This window comes from Paenibacillus sp. E194 (genome assembly GCF_000935845.1).
Taxonomy (GTDB): Bacteria; Bacillota; Bacilli; order Paenibacillales; family Paenibacillaceae; genus Paenibacillus_B; species Paenibacillus_B alvei_B.
Genome location: NZ_JMDX01000028.1, coordinates 15,227 through 38,306, shown reverse-complemented (window position 1 = coordinate 38,306; position 23,080 = coordinate 15,227). Strand labels below are relative to the sequence as shown.

Annotated in this window: 21 protein-coding genes and 1 tRNA gene; 17 read left to right on the top strand and 5 right to left on the bottom strand. The window is 45.7% G+C overall.

What is annotated here, in order from left to right:
- The 3 genes from AZ66_RS06160 to AZ66_RS06150 all read left to right on the top strand — a co-directional run.
- On the top strand, positions 1–405 hold a 405-nt coding region (locus AZ66_RS06160), incomplete at its 5' end, for a gluconeogenesis factor YvcK family protein (RefSeq protein WP_044354027.1).
- 6 nt (positions 406–411) lie between these two features.
- Entirely contained in the window at positions 412–1,344 is a 933-nt protein-coding gene (gene whiA, locus AZ66_RS06155; RefSeq protein ID WP_021258715.1) for a DNA-binding protein WhiA, read from the top strand.
- A gap of 119 nt (positions 1,345–1,463) precedes the next feature.
- Positions 1,464–1,730: an HPr family phosphocarrier protein gene (locus AZ66_RS06150; protein ID WP_005545782.1), complete on the top strand. Its 267-nt coding sequence runs from the start codon at positions 1,464–1,466 to the stop codon at positions 1,728–1,730.
- Positions 1,731–1,934: 204 nt separating this feature from the next.
- Here the strand turns inward: AZ66_RS06150 and AZ66_RS06145 are convergent, their stop codons facing one another.
- Positions 1,935–2,429, bottom strand: a complete 495-nt coding sequence (locus tag AZ66_RS06145; RefSeq protein WP_044354026.1) for a hypothetical protein — start codon at positions 2,427–2,429, stop codon at positions 1,935–1,937.
- 285 nt (positions 2,430–2,714) lie between these two features.
- On the opposite strand from AZ66_RS06145, the gene AZ66_RS06140 reads away from it, so the two are divergent.
- The 6 genes from AZ66_RS06140 (at position 2,715) to AZ66_RS06120 (ending at position 7,863) form a co-directional block, all read left to right on the top strand.
- Positions 2,715–3,485 (top strand): SIMPL domain-containing protein, encoded by a 771-nt coding sequence (locus AZ66_RS06140; protein ID WP_044354025.1) that lies wholly within the window; start codon positions 2,715–2,717, stop codon positions 3,483–3,485.
- A 455-nt stretch (positions 3,486–3,940) separates the two neighbouring features.
- Positions 3,941–4,072: a hypothetical protein gene (locus AZ66_RS33275; RefSeq protein WP_269433058.1), complete on the top strand. Its 132-nt coding sequence runs from the start codon at positions 3,941–3,943 to the stop codon at positions 4,070–4,072.
- Positions 4,073–4,087: 15 nt separating this feature from the next.
- Positions 4,088–5,059, top strand: a complete 972-nt coding sequence (locus AZ66_RS06135) for an ABC transporter ATP-binding protein (protein WP_269433059.1) — start codon at positions 4,088–4,090, stop codon at positions 5,057–5,059.
- The gene (locus AZ66_RS06130; protein ID WP_021252835.1) at positions 5,056–5,907 is read left to right on the top strand and encodes an ABC transporter permease; all 852 of its coding nucleotides are present in this window, start codon (positions 5,056–5,058) and stop codon (positions 5,905–5,907) included. The genes AZ66_RS06135 and AZ66_RS06130 overlap by 4 nt, the downstream gene beginning before the upstream one ends.
- Positions 5,904–6,722 (top strand): ABC transporter permease, encoded by an 819-nt coding sequence (locus AZ66_RS06125; protein ID WP_021258711.1) that lies wholly within the window; start codon positions 5,904–5,906, stop codon positions 6,720–6,722. The genes AZ66_RS06130 and AZ66_RS06125 overlap by 4 nt, the downstream gene beginning before the upstream one ends.
- Positions 6,723–6,816: 94 nt before the next feature.
- A complete protein-coding gene (locus AZ66_RS06120) occupies positions 6,817–7,863 on the top strand; it encodes an ABC transporter substrate-binding protein (protein ID WP_044354024.1) in 1,047 nt (348 codons plus the stop codon).
- A 75-nt stretch (positions 7,864–7,938) separates the two neighbouring features.
- Here AZ66_RS06120 and AZ66_RS06115 read toward each other — a convergent pair whose 3' ends face one another.
- The gene (locus tag AZ66_RS06115) at positions 7,939–8,619 is read right to left on the bottom strand and encodes an alpha/beta fold hydrolase (RefSeq protein ID WP_044354023.1); all 681 of its coding nucleotides are present in this window, start codon (positions 8,617–8,619) and stop codon (positions 7,939–7,941) included.
- A 456-nt stretch (positions 8,620–9,075) separates the two neighbouring features.
- On the opposite strand from AZ66_RS06115, the gene AZ66_RS06110 reads away from it, so the two are divergent.
- The 3 genes from AZ66_RS06110 (at position 9,076) to AZ66_RS06100 (ending at position 12,790) form a co-directional block, all read left to right on the top strand.
- Complete coding sequence (locus AZ66_RS06110; RefSeq protein WP_044354022.1) at positions 9,076–10,032, top strand: ABC transporter permease; 957 nt, start codon at positions 9,076–9,078, stop codon at positions 10,030–10,032.
- Positions 10,033–10,050: 18 nt separating this feature from the next.
- The gene (locus AZ66_RS06105; RefSeq protein ID WP_044354021.1) at positions 10,051–10,965 is read left to right on the top strand and encodes a carbohydrate ABC transporter permease; all 915 of its coding nucleotides are present in this window, start codon (positions 10,051–10,053) and stop codon (positions 10,963–10,965) included.
- A gap of 217 nt (positions 10,966–11,182) precedes the next feature.
- The gene (locus AZ66_RS06100; RefSeq protein ID WP_044354020.1) at positions 11,183–12,790 is read left to right on the top strand and encodes an extracellular solute-binding protein; all 1,608 of its coding nucleotides are present in this window, start codon (positions 11,183–11,185) and stop codon (positions 12,788–12,790) included.
- 111 nt (positions 12,791–12,901) lie between these two features.
- On the opposite strand, the gene AZ66_RS06095 is transcribed toward AZ66_RS06100, so the two are convergent.
- The gene (locus AZ66_RS06095; RefSeq protein ID WP_044354019.1) at positions 12,902–15,211 is read right to left on the bottom strand and encodes a helix-turn-helix domain-containing protein; all 2,310 of its coding nucleotides are present in this window, start codon (positions 15,209–15,211) and stop codon (positions 12,902–12,904) included.
- Positions 15,212–15,908: 697 nt separating this feature from the next.
- On the opposite strand from AZ66_RS06095, the gene AZ66_RS06090 reads away from it, so the two are divergent.
- The gene (locus tag AZ66_RS06090; protein ID WP_044354018.1) at positions 15,909–17,075 is read left to right on the top strand and encodes a cytochrome P450; all 1,167 of its coding nucleotides are present in this window, start codon (positions 15,909–15,911) and stop codon (positions 17,073–17,075) included.
- Positions 17,076–17,180: 105 nt separating this feature from the next.
- On the opposite strand, the gene clpP is transcribed toward AZ66_RS06090, so the two are convergent.
- Positions 17,181–17,762, bottom strand: coding sequence for an ATP-dependent Clp endopeptidase proteolytic subunit ClpP (clpP, locus tag AZ66_RS06085; RefSeq protein WP_021258218.1), 582 nt, complete (start codon positions 17,760–17,762; stop codon positions 17,181–17,183).
- Between the two features lie 203 nt (positions 17,763–17,965).
- Positions 17,966–18,040, bottom strand: a tRNA-Arg gene (locus AZ66_RS06080).
- Positions 18,041–18,706: 666 nt separating this feature from the next.
- On the opposite strand from AZ66_RS06080, the gene AZ66_RS06075 reads away from it, so the two are divergent.
- The 4 genes from AZ66_RS06075 to tpiA all read left to right on the top strand — a co-directional run bounded on the left by AZ66_RS06075 (position 18,707) and on the right by tpiA (position 23,080).
- Positions 18,707–19,756, top strand: a complete 1,050-nt coding sequence (locus AZ66_RS06075; RefSeq protein WP_021258217.1) for a sugar-binding transcriptional regulator — start codon at positions 18,707–18,709, stop codon at positions 19,754–19,756.
- Between the two features lie 41 nt (positions 19,757–19,797).
- The gene (gap, locus tag AZ66_RS06070) at positions 19,798–20,802 is read left to right on the top strand and encodes a type I glyceraldehyde-3-phosphate dehydrogenase (RefSeq protein ID WP_021258216.1); all 1,005 of its coding nucleotides are present in this window, start codon (positions 19,798–19,800) and stop codon (positions 20,800–20,802) included.
- 283 nt (positions 20,803–21,085) lie between these two features.
- Complete coding sequence (locus tag AZ66_RS06065; protein ID WP_044354017.1) at positions 21,086–22,267, top strand: phosphoglycerate kinase; 1,182 nt, start codon at positions 21,086–21,088, stop codon at positions 22,265–22,267.
- 60 nt (positions 22,268–22,327) lie between these two features.
- Positions 22,328–23,080: a triose-phosphate isomerase gene (tpiA, locus tag AZ66_RS06060; protein ID WP_044354016.1), complete on the top strand. Its 753-nt coding sequence runs from the start codon at positions 22,328–22,330 to the stop codon at positions 23,078–23,080.

The window sequence follows — 23,080 nt, the reverse complement described above, 5'->3', positions numbered from 1 at the left end:
CTGTATACGAGCATTATTCCTACCTTGCTCGTACCGAAGCTGGCACAGGCAGTATTGGAATCAAATGCGGTAAAGATTTTTGTATGTAATGTGATGACTCAGCCGGGAGAAACGGATAACTATTCCGTGAGTGATCATTTGGAAGCTGTTCAGCTTCATGTCGGCACTCAATTGTTCGACTATGTTATCGTGAATAATGGGGAGATTCCGCCGCAAGTTCAGGATAAATATGCCGAACAGGGGGCGAAGGCTGTCCATTTGGATATGGAAGAAGTGACGAAGCGTGGATATCAGGTAATCGCGGATTCCTTAGTGCTGTTCCGCACCTATCTACGTCACGACGCAGATAAGCTTAGTCATCATATTTATCAGCTTGTGGAAAATTGGATGTTACGAAAGAGGTGAGCCGCTATGTCTTTTGCAGCACAGACAAAAAAAGAATTAACCATGATCGAATCCGAGTCGTGCTGTGAGAAGGCGGAACTGTCTGCGCTAATGCGTATGAACGGTTCTGTGCAGCTCTCGTCCAACCGCAAGGTAATATTGGACATTTCTACAGAGAATGCAGCGATCGCACGCCGCATTTATACGCTTGTTAAAACGTATTTTCAAGTGCATACGGAGCTGCTTGTACGCAAGAAGATGCGCTTGAAGAAAAATAATGTGTACATTGTACGTATTCCGACGCGTGTGCAGGAGATTTTGCGTGACCTGCACATTGTATCGGAAGGGTTCTTGTTCACGGACGGCATTGACACGCAGATTGTTAAAAATAACTGCTGCAAACGCGCATATTTACGAGGAGCGTTCATGGCAGGAGGATCGGTGAATAATCCAGAGGGATCTTCCTATCACTTGGAGATATCCTCGATGTACGAGGAACATTGCCGCGCATTAGTTGATCTGGCGAATGAGTTCCAGTTGAATGCACGATTTATTGAGCGCAAGAAGGGCTTCGTCCTGTACATCAAAGAGGGCGAGAAAATTATTGAGTTCCTCAATATCATCGGTGCTCACCAGGCGCTGTTCAAGTTCGAGGATGTCCGTATTATGCGGGATATGCGCAACTCCGTGAACCGAATCGTCAATTGTGAAACGGCTAACTTGAATAAGACGATTGGTGCTGCTGTGCGCCAAATCGAAAATATTCGTTATTTGGATAGGCATCTTGGATTAGATAAGCTCCCAGATAAGCTGAGAGAAGTTGCCGAGGTCAGATTGGCACACCCGGATATTAATCTGAAGGAAGTGGGAGAGCTTCTGGGCGGTAAGGTTAGTAAATCCGGTGTCAATCATCGACTGCGCAAGATAGACGAGCTGGCTGAGCGAATGCGCAACGGATAGCGAGATAAACTTTATTCCTCGCTTAAAATCGTTTATAATGCTAATATGTGATGAAATAGAGCAAATTAGCGTAAATTTGTGTAATGTAAACTACATGGAATATAGGGGGTATGATTCGCATGGCTCAACAACCAATTGTCGTACGTTTGAAGACTGGACTGCACGCAAGACCTGCGGCCTTGTTCGTTCAAGAAGCGAATAAATATTCTTCGGATATCTTCGTTGAAAAAGAAGATAAGAAAGTCAATGCTAAGAGCATCATGGGAATTATGAGTCTCGCAATCAGCACCGGTACGTCAATTACCATTACTGCGGACGGCGCGGACGCTGATCAGGCTGTAAGCGCTTTAGTCGGGCTTGTAAGCAAGGAAGAATTGGACAGCTAATCTGTAGCTGACATCGTGTTCAATCATAGTGGAAGCAGCGAGCTGCCACTGTGATCAAGAGAAGAGCCGTAAAGGCTCTTTTTTTATTATGGTAAGCTTGTTGAATGGTGCATCAGATGAACGGTATGAAATGTGATACAGCCTAATCACTTGAAGGAGATTAGGCTGTATTTGTGTGCGGCTGTTACGATTGATTGTCGCAACCTATTCTCTATAGACGTCAACAGAACCTTTTACATTCCCATTAATGCGCAGACGGTATGTATTGCCTGGCTTGAGCTTATAGAAGTATACAGGTGCATTTTGATAACCTACACTAAGTTCGCGTGATTCTTCGATCAAATAACCTGCCCAAGGGTAGTACATCTCTAATTCGACCTTGAATTTTGCATTGCCGCCGGTATTTTTCTCAGAGCTGACGTTCAACTGGAGGGTAGTGCGGAGAGTATCGCTAGGAACCGCGATGTCTTTCTTAATTTGTTGTTGGGTTGTCGTGGAGAAATCAGCTGACCATTCGTATACAGCGATATATGCCTTAGGAATGTCTTGTTTTTGGAATACCTTCGAATACCCCGATTCCGGGCCGTACTTCTGTTCGATCATCACTTCATCAGCAGATTTGGCTGATAATGATGCAGGAGCAAGCATGCTCAATGCAAGAGCGACAAGTAAAGCAAATTTTCCTTTGTTACGAATCACATGTATTCCTCCTCAGACATCTTTTAATGGAAACTTACAGCTCTACCATATCATGGATTTTAAGCGACCGACAGGTCGAAATAAGCATAAAATGACAAGAATTGTATAAAACTGTAGGTTAATGATTATAAAATGACCTGCAGCGTTACATTTGTACCGACTCAATAACCGCAGAAAATACATCTAAAGTTATGTCCGGACTTGCAACAATATTTACCTTATTAACGTTTAGAAGACAAGAAGCAAGTCAATCTTACATTCTATAACGTGATGGAGGAATGGATTATGACGCAATTGACAGGAAGAATGACATGGCGTCGAATGACGATGGCGGTCATGCTTACAGGAGCGCTGCTTGTGGGGACAGGAGTTGCAGCACCAGTGCCTGTGCATGCAGCAGCGGCAGAATTCAGTGTGAAGGATACGGTGAACGTATCGGGCATGGGAGAATTGGAAGTAACGCCTGATGTGGCTTATGCGGAGCTGGCAATTGATACACGTGGGAAAACAGCGGCTGAAGCACAAAAGCAAAATGCCGTGTTGTTCGAAAAAGTGAAACAGGTGCTTACTTCGAAATATGGTGTTCAGGAAAAAGATCTGAAGACGGTCAATTTCTCGGTTAATCCTGAATATAAATACGTGGAAAATAAAGAGCCTCAAATCATAGGTTATCAAGCACAGCATGCTGTGCGTGTGACGTATCGTGATTTGAATCGCCTAGGGAGCTTAGTAGATGCTGCTACCGATGCAGGTGTGAACCGAGTAGTCCGTATTCAATTCGATACGGAGAAGCGTACTGACTATGAGGCACAGGTGTTGGAGAAAGCAGTACAGCATGCAGCGAAGAAGGCATCCGCACTCGCGAAAGCGGCTGGCCGTGAAGCAGGTGCAGCACTTACGATTACTGAGTCTGGGGCGGATTGGTCCCCGATACGCGTGATGTACGACGCAGCAGCAAGCCCGTCGGATATGAAAAAGGATGTGGCTTCAACTTCTTTGCAGGGCGGCCTTATTAAGTTGAATGCGCAGGTGCAAATTCAATATCAATTGAAATAATGAACGCAGTAACAACTGAAATGAAGCGTGCAGTAAACAGCGTTGACTTGGTTGAAAGCATTCTGTAAAATCAATGAAATATTCCCAATTAGGCAAGCAATAGTACGTCAGAAATGGCGCTGTATCAAGGGGCACTCGTGTCAGAAATGACATAGTGCCTTTTTGTATGGACGCCATCTTGGATTAGGGGTTGTATTTTAGGGAACAAAGCCCTAGAATGTAACAGGGGAAATGAATATTATCGTATTCTCCGATAGTTCGAATGTAAATAAGTGCCTCATGGCCTGATCGCTATTGGAAATAGGTCGAACCGTTGAAAAGAAATGTATGTTTTTGTCGAAATTACGTTAAAATAAGTTGTATCGTCAGACAAAACGATGTATATTGGATATGCAAAAACGCCAACGTGAACGGGACGTAGAAGCCATACCAATGGATATGGCTTTTTTTGCTTAATGAATAAGAACGTATCCTATACACTGCGCGCATTCTTGTTCATCCCATTTGGGGTAGTGCTGCAGGGCGTGTTAGCTTGCCATTCGATGGCATGCTGCATGCAGGAACAGCTGCTCCAATTGGCAGACTGACGATGTAAGGGGTTGATGCTAATGATTGAACTGGTAAATGTGGAGAAGCATTTTGCCGGGCAACCCGTTGTGCATCCTCTGTCGCTTACGATTGGCGAAGGGGAATTTTTGACGCTGCTCGGTCCGAGTGGTTGTGGGAAGACAACCATTTTACGCATGATTGCTGGCTTTGAACAGCCTTCATCTGGCCATATCCGCCTAGATGGAGAAGATGTTACGAACTTACCTCCGAACAAGCGGAATTTGAATCTTGTATTTCAACATTACGCGTTGTTCCCTCATATGACGGTCGAGCAAAATATTCAATTCGGCCTAAAGATGAAGAAAATTCCGCAAGCTGAACAGCGCAAGCGTATTGATGAAGCCATTCGCTTGACGCAACTTACAGCACTTGCGAAGCGTTATCCACATCAATTGTCTGGTGGACAGCAGCAGCGTGTTGCGATTGCACGGGCAATTGCGAACAAGCCGAAGGTGCTGCTATTGGACGAGCCGCTCGGTGCACTTGATCTGCAGCTGCGCAAAAATTTGCAGGCTGAACTGAAGCAATTGCAGCGGAGCTTGGGCATTACATTCGTATATGTAACCCATGATCAAGAAGAAGCGATGATGATGTCGGATCGAATCGTGATTATGAATAACGGACGTGTCGAACAGATCGACTCTCCTAAAAATATTTACGAACGCCCGGAGACGTTGTTTGCAGCTACGTTTGTAGGGGAGAACAACGTATTCCATGAAGAGAACCTCTTCACCGTACGTCCAGAGAAAATTCACGTGACAGCGGATGTGGAATGTGCACCTCGTACTGGAATTATTCAGGATATCGTTTATTTGGGGAATATCCACAAGCTGATCGTGCACTTGGATAACGACCAAACGAACGTATCGGTTGTGCTTGACTTCAAGGACGAGCGGACGTGGGAGATTGGTCAGCATATTGGAGTAAGCTGGAGTAAGCAAGATGAGGTGATGATCGGCTCATGAAACGCTCATTTGGCATCATTGCGCCGGTCGTATTGTGGCTGACGATATTCCTTGTCGTGCCGATGATCGCGGTCATCGCTGTATCCTTCATGCAGCGCGACGAGCTCGGCAATATCGTCTTTTCGTTTACGCTGAACAATTATGAACGATTTTTCGATCCCTTATACTTGGGTATTTATTGGGATACGCTGTGGCTATCTGTGTTAACAACAGCAATTTGCTTGTTGTTCAGCTATCCGCTTGCGTATTATATTTCGACGACAAGCCCGGCGAAGCAGAAGCTGCTGCTCATTCTCATTACGGTTCCGTTCTGGATTAACTTCCTGATTCGGACATATGCATGGGTACTCTTGCTGCGTACGCAAGGGGTCGTCAATCAGACGCTCCTTGATCTGGGATTGATCGCGGAGCCGCTGCAAATGCTCTATACCAAGGGAGCAGTACTGCTTGGAATGGTCTATACGTTCATTCCGTATATGGTGCTTCCGATTTATGTTTCTTTGGAGCAAATGGACAAGCGATTGCTTGAGGCATCCAGTGATTTGGGTGCTACGAAATGGAAGTCGTTCTGGCATATTACGCTGCCGCAGACGAAGTCTGGCATGATGACGGGCAGTGTGCTGGTCTTCGTGACAACAGCGGGGATGTTCGTTGTTACAGACATTCTGGGCGGCGCTAAGGCGCAAATGCTCAGCAACATTATACAGAATCAGTTCCTAGGTGCGCGTGACTGGCCATTCGGTTCCGCGCTGTCAGTCGTGTTCGTGATCAGTTCCCTAATTATTATTGGGCTGTTCAACCGAGCACTCCGCTCCAAATATGATGCATCGAAGGAGGCGGGGGCATGAAAGTAGCAACCAAAAAGAATCAGAGTCCGCTTCTTGCGCTCCATTCGATACTGTTAATTCTATTTATTTATATACCTGTATTTTTGATTATCGCGTACTCGTTCAACAATTCGCGGATTAATTCGAATTGGAGCGGTTTCACGTTCAAATGGTACAGTTCACTATTCGACAACCGACAAGTAATGGAAGCACTCAGCAACAGCTTGTCAATCGCATTGATATCTACAGTCATCTCGACTGTACTCGGCACGATAGCGGCAATTGCACTTCGCCGAATGACTGCCAAGCGTAAGCAAGGCGTAATCGGATTGTTGTACTTGCCGATTATTGTGCCGGATATCATTATGGGTTTGTCCCTACTGGTGCTGTTCAGCCAGTTTAAGATTGATCTGGGCAAAATGACGGTTATTATTGCACATATCACGTTCAGTATTTCATACGTGTATGTGATCGTTGCTTCCAGACTTGCCAACATGGGTAAGCAGCTTGAAGAAGCGGCATCTGATCTTGGTGCTACACCATGGCAGACATTCCGCTATGTTACGCTTCCATCGATATGGCCAGGTGTACTTGCCGGAGCGATCATGGCTTTCACACTGTCGATTGATGATTTTATGATCAGCTTCTTTGTTGCCGGGCCGAACTCGACAACATTGCCGATTTACATTTACGGATTGGTAAAACGGGGAATCTCTCCGGAGATTAACGCCTTGTGTACGCTAATGATTATCTTGAGCGTTGTGCTGATCGTACTGGCGCAATGGTTGTTGAACCGCGGTAACGGAGAGAAGAAAAGCTCTATGCTGCCGTTCTAATTCACTGTTCACCCGATGTGAGCATGTGAATTTGAATCATAATAATTAATACATTCTAAGGATCTGTTGCAGGATCAGAGAGGGGTAACAAGAATTGAACAAAAAGAAATGGTTCGCGGTCGTATTGGCCGGGATGTTGGCACTTACTGCACTGGCAGGCTGCTCTTCTAAGCCGGAGCAAACATTGAATTTGTATAGCTGGGCAGATAACTTCGATATGGATATGATCAAGAAATTCGAATCGGAGAATAACGTAAAAGTTAACTATGCGATTTTTGCCAACAACGAGGAACTGCTGGCGAAGTTGAAAGCCGGCGGCGCGAATTATGATTTAATTCAACCGTCCGACTATATGGTGGCTAGCATGATTAAGCAAGATTTGCTGGAGCCGCTTGATTTAAATCATATTCCGAATTTCCAATACGTCACGGATCGTTTCAAAAACCCTGAATTTGATCCCGGCAACAAGTATTCTATCGTATATACATGGGGTGTAACAGGCATTGCCTACAACACAAAATATGTGAAGCAAGCTCCAACCGATTGGGCGGATTTGTGGAAGGATGAGTACAAGGGTAAAGTACTTCTCCTGGATGATAACCGCGAGATCGTAGGTATGGCGCTGAAGAAGGCAGGCAAATCGAACAGCTCCCAAAATGAAGCGGAAATCAACGCGGCTGTTGATGACCTGCGCAAGCTTGTTCCGAACGTGCTTGCATTCGATACGGACAACATCAAGCAGAAGATGATTGCGGAAGAAGGCTGGATCGGTACGGTATGGTCTGGCGATGCATCTGTCATTCATGGTGAGAACCCAGATGTTGCATTCATGATTCCAAAGACAGGAAGCACGATCTTCTCGGACAACTATGCGATTCCAAAGGGTACGAAGAATAAGGAATTAGCGGAGAAGTTCATCAATTTCATGCTTGATCCAGAGAACAGTGCGAAGAACTATGAGGCTATCGGTTACAGCAATCCTGTGACGAAGGCGAAAGAGCACCATAGCAAAGAGTATCTGGACAATAAAATGATCAACTTAACTGACGAAGAACTGGAACGTACAGAATGGCTCGGTGATGTCGGTAAAAATCTGCAATTGTATGATCGCTTATGGACGGAACTGAAGAGCGGAAGATAATCGCATATACTATTGATTCAACAATAAATGCCCTTAATCCACACTTAATGTGGATTAAGGGCATTTTTATGTGGTTTACAGATTCAGGAGCAGCTTGGACAATGGTTCGGGTTGAGTCTTCATGAGCCAATGCCCTCCTTTCTCGAGGCTCATATAACGCCAGCCAGCATCCCGGGCGCGTAAGGCCATTGCGCGGAAAAAGGCAGCCATCGGCCAACTATCAGGATGATCCAGCGGTTCTATGTAGATGCGAGGAAGGGTAGCGGCACATTCATTGGTAAGGGAGAGCTCCTGCATATACGAACGGGTCGGCATTGGCGATTTACGCGAATCTGTTAAGTTAGGTGGTGCAATAAACGCCGGTGTGTCGCCATCTGCAGCACTTGGATAGGGATTATCCAAGTATGGAGCTGAGAGGGTCGCGACAGATTCTCCATGCCGGGGAATCATGGCATCAACATAGACCAGCTTCTTGATTCGATCGGGTACAATTTCAGCTGCCCCGGTGATTACCATTCCGGAGAAGCTGTGTCCAACAAGAATAACATCCTCGAGCTGTTCATAAGTAAAGACCCCTACAATATCCTGAATGAATGTATGGAGATCAATGTCTGGATGAGTTAGATGTGTTCGCTCTCCAAGTCCAGTGAGGGAGGGAGTGTACACATCATGACCAGCTTGTCGAAGCAATGCTGCGACTTCCCTCCATACAAATCCGCCATCCCATGCTCCGTGAACAAGAAGATAAGTAGACAATTGAATCTTTCCCCTTTCTTATACATGTGTCCATGTATGTGAGTTTATAAATTCATTAGTTCTATGATTATAGAACTATCATACATCCTGATGCAGAATTCAGCAATAGATGGAAGGATTGGAAGCTGAACAATAAGCGTTGTATTCAGCCTTGTTCGATATGTTTTTCCTGACAATGTGTAATATATGGTGTGTGATCGGTAATATCAAAATGTACCAATTTCGCCTTCAATTGAGGTAGTGCTGACGCAGGGCGCGTAATCAAAAAAACGCGCAGTGGCGCGGTTGTAAAGGATATGTTAACGACAATGCGGAATCGACATATTTACGATATTGGTAAAGGATGCCTAAAATATTCTCATGAAAGCGTTAGCATGGCTTCATGCACAGTTCATCGTTCATCAATGAAAGTGACTGTGAAGACCATGCCATCATTTGAAGGGAGGAGTGGACACGATGCAAGGAAATGGACAGAGTGCCCTTTCAATGAACGTGGTTCCAAATAAGAAGAAACCGACGTGGAAGAAGATGCTTCAGAATTGGGAGTTGTATTTATTTATTGCTCCTGCATTTTTGTACTTCCTCATTTTCCATTACGGCCCGATGTACGGGATTCAAATTGCATTCAAAAACTTCATCCCAGCGAAAGGGATTATGGGGAGCCCATGGGTCGGATTCGACCACTTCGAGCGCTTCTTCAACTCGTACTACTTCTGGGATCTGCTGTGGAATACGCTGAGCATCAGCTTGTACGAGCTGGCGATAGGCTTCCCGCTGCCGATTATATTGGCGCTTGCCTTCAATGAAGTTAAGGATGGGGTATTCAAGCGGACGGTACAGACGATAACCTATGCACCGCACTTCATTTCCGTTGTCGTCATGGCAGGTATCATTATTACGTTCCTGTCTCCTTCAACTGGTATCATCATTCATATCATTAAGTTCTTCGGATTTGAACCGGCCTCTTTCCTTACGGATCCGGCATGGTTTAAGACAATGTATGTCTTGTCTGGTGTGTGGCAGGGTACAGGATGGGGGACAATCATTTATTTGGCTGCCTTATCTGGTGTCGATCCACAGCTGCATGAAGCAGCCGTCGTGGACGGTGCGAACCGGTTCCAACGTATCTGGCATATTAACATTCCGGCAATTATTCCAACGATTACAATCTTGCTCATATTGAACATGGGCAGCATTCTCGGTGTCGGATTTGAGAAAATATTGCTCTTGCAAAACCCACTCAACATGGAATCTTCTGATGTCATATCGACATTCGTATATCGTTCAGGTCTAGTAGATGCGCAGTACAGCTTCTCCACGGCGATAGGTTTATTTAACTCGATCGTTAATGCTATTTTGCTCATCGTTGTTAACCAAATCGCGCGACGCACGAGCGAAACAAGCTTGTGGTAGGAAGGAGGAGAAAAGCACATGGCAGCTGCTGCAGTGAAAGAAACGAGAGCGGACAAGATTTTTATCGTATGTAACTATATTTATTTAACGATAGCTTTGATTCTTGTATTGTATCCTGTGTTGTATATTCTAAGCGCGTCTATCAGTGATCCGAAGATGGTAGCCTCCGGTGAAATGTGGCTGTTTCCAAAAGGAATCACATTTGACGGATATTCACGCGTGTTCGAGAACTCAAAGATATGGAGTGGTTATGGGAACACCATTTTATATACCGTTGTAGGTACTTGCGTCAACCTAGCCGTAACGTTACCAGCAGCATACGCATTGAGTCGATCGGACTTCATTGGACGTAATTTCTTTATGGGAATGTTTCTGTTCACAATGTTCTTCGGTGGCGGATTAGTTCCGGGATATCTGTTGATTAAAGAGCTGGGGCTAATCAATAGTATGTGGGCGTTAATTTTGCCGGGTGCAGCATCGGTCTGGAACATCATTGTGGCACGGACATTCTTCCAATCCACGATACCTAGAGAACTTCAGGAAGCAGCAAGCATTGACGGCTGTACGAACATGCGATTATTCCTGCAAATTATTTTGCCGTTGTCAGCGCCGATCATAGCCGTTATGGCATTATTCTATGGGGTTGGACATTGGAACAGCTACTTTGGCGCTCTCATTTATTTGAATGAAGAGTCGAAATATCCACTGCAAATGATCCTGCGTCAAATTCTTGTTCTGCAGGAAATGTCGGCAGAAACGACTGGTGCTGCGGTAAGCAGTTCGGTTGCCGCTGCGTTAAACAACAAGGCAGAAATCGCATCGCTCGTCAAATATTCGGTCATTATTGTTTCGACTTTACCGGTTATCGTTGTATACCCATTCTTGCAGCGTTACTTCGTGCAAGGGGTTATGATTGGATCGGTCAAAGGATAGCTTGAACAGCACTGTTGCAAATTTCAGAATACGTTTGTGAATGTATCCAGCGTAGATTTCATCAGTAACGAATCTCGTCTATTTCGTCTAGTGAACATGAAAGATATGTACGTTGTCATTGTCGAATCTATGAACGGTAATAAACGAAGGCTCGCCTTTGCTTATTATAGAAGCAGGACAAAGAGTATAATAATCATCAAAAGGGAGGATCATTGCCATGCAAAAATGGAAAAAAACGTGGGCATTGTTGATGTCTATGACCTTGATCTTCACAATGCTCGCAGGATGCGGATCGTCAGACAAACCTGCCGCAGAGGGAAGCAAAGGTAGCGAGGAGGCACTTAGCAACTTAAATCAAGAAGGCTTCCCGATCGTCAAGGAACCTATCACACTTACGATGATGGGACAAGACGTAGGGATTCAAAACTGGAAGGATATGGCTTTATTAAAGCAAATGGAAGAGAAGACTGGCATTAAGTTTGAATACCGAAATGCGCCTCTCGATAGCTTTGATACAAAGCGCAACCTTGTTTTTGCTAGTGGCGATTATCCTGATGTGTTCTTCTCCGGCCAATTGCAGTCTGCAGATGAGATTAACTATGGAAGCAGCCAGGGCGTATTGATTCCTTTGGAAGGACTTATTGAGAAGTATGCACCGAATTTGAACAAAATCCTGAATGACAATCCAGATATTCGTAAGTCGATTACGACGCCGGATGGACATATTTATTCCTTGCCAAGCATTGACTTGGATGCAGGCTGGTATCGTGGTCCATTGTGGTATAACGGCAAGTTCTTGAAGAAGCTTGGCATGGACAAAGTACCATCTACAACGGATGAACTATACACATACTTGAAACGGGTAAAAGAAGAAGATCCGAACGGCAATGGCAAGAAGGATGAAATTCCGCTCGTATCCGTTAAACTTGACGACATTCGTATGTGGTTGTTCGGCTCTTGGGGGATGTATGGCGAATTCATCTATGCGGATAAAGTAGGAAAAGTTCACTACTCTCCAATGGAGGAAGGATACAAAGGCTATCTTACGTTCTTGAACAAGTTGTGGAACGAAGAATTGTTAGATCATGAAACCTTCTCCCAAACGGATGAGCAAAAGAAAGCAAAAGGGAAAAATAATCAAGTGGCATTGTTCGCTGATTACCATGCCTACTTCACATTGGGCGGCGAGCCTAGCATGACAGACCCGATGTACGCTCCTGTGAAAAGCGAGATGGGCGAACCGGTCGCAGCGAAGCATCCAGGCTTAATGAAGGGCGTATTCGCGATTACGAACAAGAACAAAAACCCAGAAGCAACCATACGTTGGGTTGACTTCTTCTATTCGGTAGAAGGCTCCGAATTGCTTAGCTACGGCCCGGAAGGCACGCTGTGGGAGTATGCAAACAAGGAAGATCATACAAAGAAACAACTTCCGGTACCGGATGGTAAGGATCGTGAGGACTATCGTGCAACTTTGACGCCGGACTACGGTACGATCGTTCCGAAAGTCATGACAGAAGAAGTGAAACGTGGATTCGAAGGCGAATTCGAGAAGTGGTTGAAGAAAGAAACAGAGGAAAAAATCAATCCGATCGCGAAAGTTCCATTCCCGAGCGTATATTTGTCCGAGGCTGATCAGCAGCAAGTATCGAGCCTGCGCTCTGACCTCGACACTTACGTGAAGCAAATGGAAGCGAAGTTCGTAACAGGGCAAGAACCGCTTGCGAATTGGGATAAGTATATAGGTACATTGAAGAAGATGGGCGCTGAGAAAATCGTTGAGATTTATCAAAAAGCCTATGACCAATGGAACACTGGAAAGTAAATGCTAGTTGTAACCTTGTAAAATATGAAATAAGCTAATCGGAAAGCGAACGAGCACCTTAGGCATTCATATCCTGCCCTCGGTGCTCGTTTTCTTTTGTGGCGTATACACTTAGCTTGTGGATTCATCGTCTGCATCTGCTGCGGCCTTCGCTTGCTCGCTTGAAGCATGAAGCTTCCGATATTGGCCTGGTGTATATCCCGTCTCTTTCTTGAACTTTCGAATAAAGTTCGGTGTATCCATATATCCGACCCTGACGATGATGTCCTTCAGCGGATCACTAGTCGTCAGCAGCTGCCGAATGACCTCATCCATGCGGCGCTGCCATATATATTGAGAGAAGTTGCTGCCTGTCTTCTCCTTGAATGAACGGCTGAGATAAGAGGACGAGATAGAGAACTTCTGTGCGATTGCTTCCAAGCTCAAGCTGTAGTCGGTATATTGTTGATCGACATACGCAATGACGCTGTCCATTAAAGAGAGCTGTTCATTTTCCGAGTTGCGCTCTACTTGTTCGCAAATATGTGCGGCTAAGAGCTGAAGCTTCTTCTCAAGCTCCTCCAGTGACTCGAAGGAGGTGAAGCTCGGAATATCGCGAATTAACTCGTTCAAGCCGAGCTCAGACGCTGTCTTCAACAAGGTATTCATAATATCGAAGCAAATACAGCGAAGGAGTGAGATCGATACGCGCTCTGCCTTCAGCTTGTTGAATATCGCTTCAATCATTTGCATTGCAACAGTATCATTGCCTTGCTTCAAGCTTTGAGTAAGCTTAAGCAGGGAGTCCTTGGCAATCCAGAACGTATCGTTAGGCGTATGGGACAACTTGTTGAAATACGTAATGCTGCCCTTGCCGTTCGCCATGCGATACTCCAGTGCAGAAGCTGATTCGATATAAGACTGATTCAAGAGCGCAGCATCCTCATAGGCATTACCAACACCAATGGATGGGATGAGGTGCGTGCTCTCCATCACGATGATTCGAAGAGCTTCGACGATTTGTTCCATCTGGTGCTCCACGGAGATTCTTGAGTCCTCATTCATACTGACGATGAGGGCGAATTGATCAAAATGCGGCAGCTCAATGCCATATGCGTGTGCACCGTATTCCGGAATTTCAATCTCCTCGAGCAGCTCTACAATCTGCTGACGATGCTGCAATGCATCTGCGATGCCAGGATACTCGTCCCAAGAGATTGCAATGATGAAATAGTACTTGCCTGTCAGTTCTATGCCGATCATCTCCATAATATGTGCAGATTCTGGGTTGTCCAGCTTCCCATGCTTGAGCAGCATGAGAAGAAACTGATTGCGGGCAAATGGCTCTTGAATATCGACGCGGGTACTATAATCATGAAGAGTTTTACGAATCCACTCCAGCTCATTGCGTCTCTTAGGTGCCGGCTGTGCGGCAGAGGCTTCTTCATTCAACAAGGCAAATTCCATAAGATCATGGATTGGATGGTATTGCTTGCGAGCTAGTAATACGGCTGCCAGAATGCCGGCGATGACCACTACAGCGAACGCGAGCATGAAGAAGGTCTGGATATGGAACACACGCCCGAAAAATTGCTCGCTCGGCATGGCCGTTACATAGGTCCATCCATTCATGGAGGATTTAACAGACACAACGGATTGCTGCCTGTTATCCAGCTTCAAGCTATGGATGCCGGAACCAAGTCCTGACAGCAAGCGAATCTCATTCTTCGGGAGGGGTTCTCCATGATTATTCTGGGTAAGCACACGGCCCTTCTCGTCGAAGATGTAGGTATTGCCTTTGAATCCATTCAGAACGGTGTCCATAAGCCCCGTTAGCTTCGATTCCTCCATCAGGAACAGTACTGTTCCGTGTGGAGATGAGCTGTTAGGAGTGATTGGGATCATGTACGCAAGCATGGACTTGGTAATATTCATGCTTAAGTTAACGGATTCCGCTGGTCGCACGACAGGATAGAGCTCAGTTTCCAGCTCTTTAATAATATCCTTCTTGCTCCAGTCCTCGAATAGATAGTATTGATCAAAGAGAACATCTATATTGGTCATCCCTTTTGACGAGTAGATGGCGTGGCTGTTCCTGTAGAAAAGGAATAGCTCTTCTAGAATGGAACTGTTTGCTTTATATTTGCCGAGTGCGGATATTGCATCGCGGCTGTAATAGGGATGTCGTATCATATAAGGTGTCAATTGTTCATCATAAGCAATGCGGGAAGCAATGTCTCGAAGCTCCGTCATGCGAGAATCGATGTTCAGCTTCACCTGATTGAGCTGGTTCACGTTCGATTGCTCGATTTCGGAACGAAGATTGTTGACGGCATTTTGATAGATGAAGATCGTGAGAACCACTAATGGGATGAGAAAAATCAATATATACGACCATATGTACTGTAATAGCAGCTTCGACCGAAAATAGTTCCAACTCATCCTGACAAGCCTCCTAGTAGTCTCTTGATGTAATCTTGCTATGAAGTGGATCTGGCAATAAGTAAGAAGACAATCTAATAGAGAAGAAATGTTGATGATTTGTAATTATTGTATACGTTTCGCTTCATCTGTAAAGCGGGAAATTGAAAAAAAAGCGGCAATATTCATATTGTAAACGATTCCAATCGGAAATGGAATGATTTCGTGGTGTGTACAACAATTTCTGTAGGGTGGACATTATAGGTGTATTGCCATTGAGGGAATTGCTTTTTATCTTATTTTAAGGTTCGGTTCAGTTTTCTTTAATGTAACTCTAGTATTCTAACAATGGACCGAATGACAGATGAGTTCTTGCGAAGGAGGGTTGCCGGCAGCGATTACTGGCCTTGGTCAACCGGAGTCTTCCGTTGCACAAGGTGATCCGTTTCATCTTTCTCATGGTTTACAGTTTACCCCTAGAACATATATAGACCGCATCGGCGTTTGCGCGATGCGGTCCTTTTTTTGAAGCTAAATGAATTAATTTCGGTTTGTAACAGGTCGACCCGAAGTTGTTTTTGTACATACAGGCCTAGGTCTATGTAGGTCATAATTTACATATATTTATTTTAATGTAAGATATTATTCTAACACCTGTAAATAGAGGAAGAGGTTGTGACTGAAGCTATGTTGCACGGTTAAGGAGGGGAGAGGTTGAATGATAAAATGGATTCAAGACCATGAAGTGTTGCCATTATCTCATTACAAAACCATGCGTTCAGAGAGTCCTCTGTTATGGTCAGAGAGCTCTTTGTTGCGTTCAGAGAGTCCTCAGCTGCTGGGGGGAACGTTCTGGCATGCGTACCGATACGATCATATTAAGAGCATATTTGCTGATAACGATCATTTTTCCTCCGAATTGCGAAGCGAAGACAAGCGGCCGATTGAATACAGCATCCTCCGCACCGATCCGCCGAAGCATAGCCAGCTTCGAACATTAGTTTCGCAAGCATTTACACCTAGATCCATTGAAAAGATGATTCCACGAATTGAAGCATTGGCGAATGAGCTTCTAGATAAGGTGGAAAGGAATGGACGAATGGATGCGGTTCAAGATTTCGCAGTTCCGCTCCCGATTATTGTAATCGCAGAAATACTCGGCATACCAGTACACGATCGAGATCAGTTCCGGGAATGGTCGGAGGCATTGGTGAGTGGTGACATTGACCGCAATAGCAATTGCCAAAAGGAGATGGCTGTATATTTCGAGGCGATCGCAGAAGAACGCCGCCGTAATCCACAGGATGATCTGATCACTAGGCTTGTGCATGCAAAGGCTGACGGAGAGCCGTTGTCTCCTTATGAACTCATTGGGTTCTGTATTTTGCTGCTTGTGGCTGGTAATGAAACGACAACGAATTTGCTCTCTTCTGCTCTAGTATGTTTCGACAGTGAGCGCATCGCATGGGACGATATTAGATCCGATCGTTCTTTACTGCCTGGCGCTATTGAAGAAGTGCTGCGGTTTACCTCGCCGGTACAGTTAATGTTTCGCCGTGTGAAGAAGGATGTGGAAGTAGATGGCATGATGTTAACTGAAGGGCAGTTCGTCATGTTGTGGATTGGATCGGCGAATCATGACGAGTCTGTGTTCGAGCAGCCAGATCTCTTCCATATTCGTCGTCAGCCGAACCCGCATTTAGCGTTTGGTCATGGTATCCACTTCTGCCTGGGGGCCCAACTTGCACGGCTGGAAGCGAGGATAGCGTTGAATGCAATGCTCGATCGTTTCCCGAACTACCAATGTGATCATTCCAAGCCGTTAAAGCGCATCCAGAGTGAGTTTATGTTCGGTTTCGAGTCCTTGCCGATCATTCTTACCTAAGTAAACCTTGCTTTTCGTGATTCATTTCAGTTGAAAATAAGCAATAAAAACAGCCTCTCTACATGCAAAATGATTTGCATGAGAGAGGCTGTATCACTTTACCGCTTATTCTTTGCCAAGAACCTTATCAACCAGACCGTACTCAAACGCTTCTTGGGCAGACATGAAGTAGTCGCGATCCGTATCGCGCTCCACGCGCTCAAGTGGTTGGCCTGTGCGATCCGCCAAAATTTTGTTCAACGTGTCGCGCATCTTCAAGATGCGGCGTGCGCGAATCTCGATATCGGACGCTTGACCTTGTGCTCCGCCAAGCGGCTGATGAATCATAATTTCACTGTTCGGCAGGGCGAAACGCTTGCCCTTGGCACCTGCATTAAGCAGGAACGCTCCCATGGAAGCTGCCAAGCCCACGCAAATCGTTGATACGTCTGGCTTGATGTGCTGCATTGTATCATATATGGCCATGCCGGCCGAGATCGAACCGCCCGGGCTATTGATGTACAAATGAATATCCTTCTCCGGGTCATCTGCAGCCAAGAACAACAGCTGGGCGATAATCGAATTCGCCACAAGATCGTTCACTTCTGTTCCGAGGAAGATGATGCGATCCTTCAACAATCGAGAGTAAATATCATAAGATCTTTCGCCACGATTCGTCTGTTCAACAACTACGGGTACATAACTCAAGATAACCCCTCCTAACTAATATCATTACACATTCAATATAAAGGACTTGATACAAAAAGTCAAAGATGGTCAAACTATGTCGAGAAAAAAACATCTATCGTTTCGCTTCTGCAAAATTCAAGATGTTACTTCCGTGCTTATTCACCTAAATATATGCGTAACGTAGCTTCTTATCCTGTACCAAATAAGGACAGGAGTGTAAATGGCGCGCCCGCAAGGAATCGAACCTTGATCTCAGGCTCCGGAGGCCTACGTCATATCCATTGGACCACGGGCGCATTCATACAAGAGCAAAATTTATTATATAAGAAAGCGTATTACAAAGTCAAGTGAGAGCCTTGAATAATTTGCTTCAAATGGAGAGTTTGGAAGTTGCCTATTGATTAGTGGGATACAGAGACAGTGGTATTGGCATCGTAGCGAAGAGTCTCCTCCAACTTGAATTAAGGTTTTAACTTTTGAGGAGGGAACGGTTGAATTCTTTTAGACGGTGCCGAATAGGTGGGCGTTGCCCGATATAAGTGAGTAATGTTGATGGCTAAACTAAATAGGGACGAGGAGAACGAACAGGATGTTGAGGGGAGATCAAAACTTTTGTAAACGCAGGTATGAGCATGGCATGATGTCCCTCATTAATGTCTATACTGAGGAATGTCTAAAATTTTTGCGAAATATGTATTAACTTGTCGCATTTTGGGTTAATTACATCATAGGATGTCGTATGCCCTTTTGGATATGTTGTCTGATATTGAATAACTTCGATATTGCTTGCTTATTATAGAAGTTGTTTATAGGCAGAAAATTCACGATTTTGGGCGCGAAATCAGGGGTTCAGGATACTTGCAAGTTGCTGCGTTATTCGGTAGAATAGTGGTGGGACAAAAAATGTAGAGATGGGACGTTTTTAGTCCAACGGTTGCTTATGGGAAGCAGGAGTGGAGAGAATGCGTGAGTGGTTAGAAATACAGAAGCGACTTCTACCTGAACTCATTGAACTGTTGAAGAAGCGTTACACCATCCTGCATCAAATCATGTTGTCCGACTCCATTGGGAGAAGAACGCTGGCAACGTCATTGCAGATGACCGAGCGTGTGCTCCGTGCAGAGACCGATTTATTGAAGGCGCAAGGCCTGATTGATTCGGATAACACGGGTATGCGAATCACTGATGAAGGCCGGCAACTTGTCCGGAAGCTGGAATCCGTGATGGGCGAATTGCTCGGGATGCGCCAGCTGGAGGAGAGTATCCGCCAAGCATTCGGTTTGAAGCAGGTCATTGTCGTACCCGGCAATTCGGATGTATCGCCTGCCGTGAAGCAAGAACTCGGGCAAGCGGCTTGTAGAGCGCTCAGCAGCGTAATGGACAAGGAAGATGTCGTGGCGGTGACAGGCGGCTCCACATTGGCTGCAATGGCAGATCATTTGACGAGTTCATCACCGTTGAAAGGAAATTGGTTCGTACCTGCACGTGGGGGACTTGGGGAGAGCTTGGAATATCAAGCAAACACAATCGCATCCACGATGGCGAAGCGCGTAGGCGCTCAGTATCGGCTCTTGCATGTGCCAGATTTGCTGAGTGAGGAAGCGTACCAGTCACTTAAGCAGGAACCGAACATCCAGGACATTTTACGAGTAATTCGCCAAGCACGCATCGTCGTGCATGGCATCGGAGAGGCTCTCGTCATGGCGAAGCGACGCCGTGCCGATGAAGAGACGATCCAGCAGCTGCTCCAAGAAGGGGCGCTTGCAGAAGCATTCGGGTATTATTTTGACCGCGACGGGCATGTCGTTCATACGATGCTAACACTAGGCCTTCGCCTAGAGGACATCTCTCGCACGGAGGTAGTCATTGCCATTGCTGGAGGTCAGAGCAAGGGTGAATCGATTGCTGCAGTGCTTCGTGCAGGACACGAAGACATTCTCGTTATTGATGAAGCAGCAGCAGTTGAAGTATTGAAACATTGTGGTCTCGATGTGCCTTACAGGCCGTCTTGAGATATATAAAAAAATTGCGAAGGAAATGGGAGGAATCATCAATGGTTAAAGTTGGTATTAACGGCTTTGGTCGTATCGGACGTAACGTATTCCGCGCAGCATTGAACAATTCAGAAGTAGAAATCGTTGCAATCAACGATTTGACAGACGTAAACACTCTGGCTCACCTGTTGAAATATGACACAACTCACGGCAAATTCGAAGCTACTGTAGAAGCTAAAGAGGGCGCTTTGGTTGTTAACGGCCGCGAAGTGAAAGTATTCGCTGAGCGTAACCCTGAGAACTTGCCTTGGGGCGCAAACGGCGTTGAAATCGTTGTTGAGTCCACTGGTATCTTCACAGCGAAAGACAAAGCTGAAATGCACTTGAAAGGCGGCGCGAAGAAAGTTATCATCTCCGCACCTGCTACGAACGAAGATATCACAATCGTTATGGGCGTTAACGAAGATAAGTATGATGCTGCAAGCCATACAATCATCTCCAACGCTTCTTGCACAACAAACTGCTTGGCGCCATTCGCTAAAGTATTGAACGACAAATTCGGTATCGAAAAAGGTATGATGAACACAATTCACTCATACACTAACGACCAAAACGTTCTTGACTTGCCGCACAAAGACTTGCGTCGTGCTCGTGCAGCAGCTCAAAACATCATCCCTACTACAACTGGTGCTGCTAAAGCGGTATCCCTTGTATTGCCTGAATTGAAAGGCAAATTGAACGGTATGTCCATGCGTGTTCCTACTCCTAACGTATCCGTTACGGACTTGGTAGTAGAACTTAAGCAAGACGTTACTGTTGAAGAAGTAAACGCAGCTTTGAAAGAAGCAGCTGAAGGCCCATTGAAAGGCATCTTGAACTACTCCGAAGAGCCATTGGTATCCAGCGACTTCAACGGCGACCCAGCTTCCTCCACTATCGATGCTTTGACAACGATGGTAATTGGCGGCAACATGGTTAAAGTTGTATCCTGGTACGACAACGAGTGGGGCTACTCCAACCGCGTTGTAGACTTGGCAGCTTTCATCGCAAAAAAAGGTCTGTAATCGCATAGCACTTACAATCAAAGAGGAGTGACCGTTCAGGCCTCCTCTTTTGATCCTTATAGTGCCTAGAGCATATCGAGAACCAGTGCGGACACAGATTTTCTAGATATACAGAGATAGAGAGTACAGAGAGAAACAGAACATACTAACGAACGATATACGATATATAGAGAGAAAGAAAGATTTAGATGGAACCCATACAGAACAAGAACACAGAACATACCGAACAACACACCAGAGAGAGGCGTGTGCCGGTGTAATCGACGATAGGAGGAACACGGGGATGAACAAGAAAAGTGTGCGTGATGTAGAAGTTAAGGGTAAGCGCGTATTTGTACGTGTCGATTTCAACGTGCCATTGGAGAATGGTGCAATTACGGATGATACACGTGTACGCGAAACGCTGCCGACAATTAACTATTTGGTGGAACAAGGTGCGAAAGTTATTTTGGCAAGCCACATGGGTCGTCCGAAGGGCGAAGTTGTGGATTCCATGCGTCTGACACCTGCAGCAGTACGTCTTGGCGAACTGCTTGGTAAGCCCGTTAAGAAGCTTGACGAGTCAATTGGTGAAAACGTAAAAGCTGAAATTGCAAAAATGGAAAACGGCGACGTTATCGTGCTTGAAAACGTTCGTTTCCACAAAGGCGAAGAGAAGAACGATCCAGAATTGGCTAAAGCCTTCGCAGAACTTGCGGACTTGTTTGTGAACGACGCGTTCGGCGCGGCTCACCGTGCACATGCATCCACTGAAGGCATCGCACATCACTTGCCAGCCGTGTCCGGTCTGTTGATGGAGAAAGAATTGAATGTACTTAGCAAAGCGCTGACAAACCCTGAGCGTCCATTTACGGCAATCGTAGGTGGTTCCAAGGTTAAAGATAAAATCGACGTTATCAACAAAATGTTGGAAATCGCCGACAATATCGTGATCGGTGGCGGCTTGACATACACATTCTTCAAAGCACAAGGCAACGAAATCGGGAAGTCGCTTGTCGACAACGAGAAGCTTGATGTTGCTTTAGGTTTTATCGAGAAAGCCAAAGAACTTGGCAAAAACCTCTACTTGCCAGTAGATATCGTAGTTACAGATGACTTCAGTGCAGATGCAAACACACAAGTGGTAGCGATCGACAGCATTCCTGCTGAATGGGAAGGCATTGACATTGGTCCAAAAACTCGTGAAATTTATGCTGACGTTATCAAGAATTCCAAGCTTGTTGTATGGAACGGGCCTATGGGCGTATTCGAAATCGAGCCGTTCTCTCATGGTACGCGTGTAGTAGCAGAAGCATGTGCGGAAACTGCTGGTTACACAATCATCGGCGGCGGCGACTCTGCAGCAGCGGTTGAGAAGTTCAAGCTGAAAGATAAAATGGATCACATCTCCACAGGCGGCGGTGCTTCCCTTGAATTCATGGAAGGCAAAGCATTGCCAGGCGTGGTTGCATTGAACGATAAGTAAGAGAGCAAGTAAGGGGATGGCGGCTTCGGCCGCTCCCTTATGCGTAAAGGAGTGAATCGTGTGAGACAACCGATTATCGCAGGGAACTGGAAAATGTTCAAAACGGTATCGGAAGCTGTCGCTTTCGTATCCGAAGTGAAAGGCAAGGCAGAAGTGGAAGGCGTAGAAAGCGTACTCTGCGCACCATTTACAAACTTGCCAGCATTGGTTGAAGCAGTGAAAGGCACAAGCATCAAGATTGGTGCGCAAAACCTTCACTTTGAAGATTCCGGTGCATTCACAGGCGAAATTTCCGGCGCTATGTTGAAAGATCTTGGCGTACACTACGTCATTATCGGTCATTCCGAGCGTCGTGCATACTTCGCGGAAACTGATGAAACAGTAAACAAGAAAATGCACGCAGCATTCCGTCATGGCTTGACGCCAATCGTATGTGTGGGTGAATCGCTTGAAGAGCGCGAATCCGGCAAAACGAACGACGTGTGCAAAGTGCAGACGGAAGCAGCATTCCAAGGATTGTCTGCTGAGCAAGCTAAAGCATCTGTTATCGCTTATGAGCCAATCTGGGCGATCGGTACAGGCAAATCTTCCACAGCAAAAGACGCGAATGAAGTTATCAGCTACATCCGCAGTGTTGTGAAGGGCTTGTACAATGACGAAGTTGCGGAAGCTGTTCGCATCCAATACGGCGGAAGCGTAAAACCGGAAAACGTACGTGAATACATGGCAGAAAGTGATATTGACGGCGCATTGGTAGGTGGCGCAAGCTTGCAACCAGCTTCCTTCATCTCCTTGGTGGAAGGGGCGAAGTAA

Bases quoted from the DNA above. Each gene is read 5' to 3' on its own strand.
- whiA (WP_021258715.1), top strand. From the start codon at position 412: ATGTCTTTTGCAGCACAGACAAAAAAAGAATTAACCATGATCGAATCC.
- AZ66_RS06150 (WP_005545782.1), top strand. From the start codon at position 1,464: ATGGCTCAACAACCAATTGTCGTACGTTTGAAGACTGGACTGCACGCA.
- AZ66_RS06140 (WP_044354025.1), top strand. From the start codon at position 2,715: ATGACGCAATTGACAGGAAGAATGACATGGCGTCGAATGACGATGGCG.
- AZ66_RS33275 (WP_269433058.1), top strand. From the start codon at position 3,941: ATGAATAAGAACGTATCCTATACACTGCGCGCATTCTTGTTCATCCCA.
- AZ66_RS06135 (WP_269433059.1), top strand. From the start codon at position 4,088: ATGCTAATGATTGAACTGGTAAATGTGGAGAAGCATTTTGCCGGGCAA.
- AZ66_RS06130 (WP_021252835.1), top strand. From the start codon at position 5,056: ATGAAACGCTCATTTGGCATCATTGCGCCGGTCGTATTGTGGCTGACG.
- AZ66_RS06125 (WP_021258711.1), top strand. From the start codon at position 5,904: ATGAAAGTAGCAACCAAAAAGAATCAGAGTCCGCTTCTTGCGCTCCAT.
- AZ66_RS06110 (WP_044354022.1), top strand. From the start codon at position 9,076: ATGCAAGGAAATGGACAGAGTGCCCTTTCAATGAACGTGGTTCCAAAT.
- AZ66_RS06105 (WP_044354021.1), top strand. From the start codon at position 10,051: ATGGCAGCTGCTGCAGTGAAAGAAACGAGAGCGGACAAGATTTTTATC.
- AZ66_RS06100 (WP_044354020.1), top strand. From the start codon at position 11,183: ATGCAAAAATGGAAAAAAACGTGGGCATTGTTGATGTCTATGACCTTG.
- AZ66_RS06095 (WP_044354019.1), bottom strand. From the start codon at position 15,211: ATGAGTTGGAACTATTTTCGGTCGAAGCTGCTATTACAGTACATATGG.
- AZ66_RS06090 (WP_044354018.1), top strand. From the start codon at position 15,909: ATGATAAAATGGATTCAAGACCATGAAGTGTTGCCATTATCTCATTAC.
- AZ66_RS06075 (WP_021258217.1), top strand. From the start codon at position 18,707: ATGCGTGAGTGGTTAGAAATACAGAAGCGACTTCTACCTGAACTCATT.
- gap (WP_021258216.1), top strand. From the start codon at position 19,798: ATGGTTAAAGTTGGTATTAACGGCTTTGGTCGTATCGGACGTAACGTA.
- AZ66_RS06065 (WP_044354017.1), top strand. From the start codon at position 21,086: ATGAACAAGAAAAGTGTGCGTGATGTAGAAGTTAAGGGTAAGCGCGTA.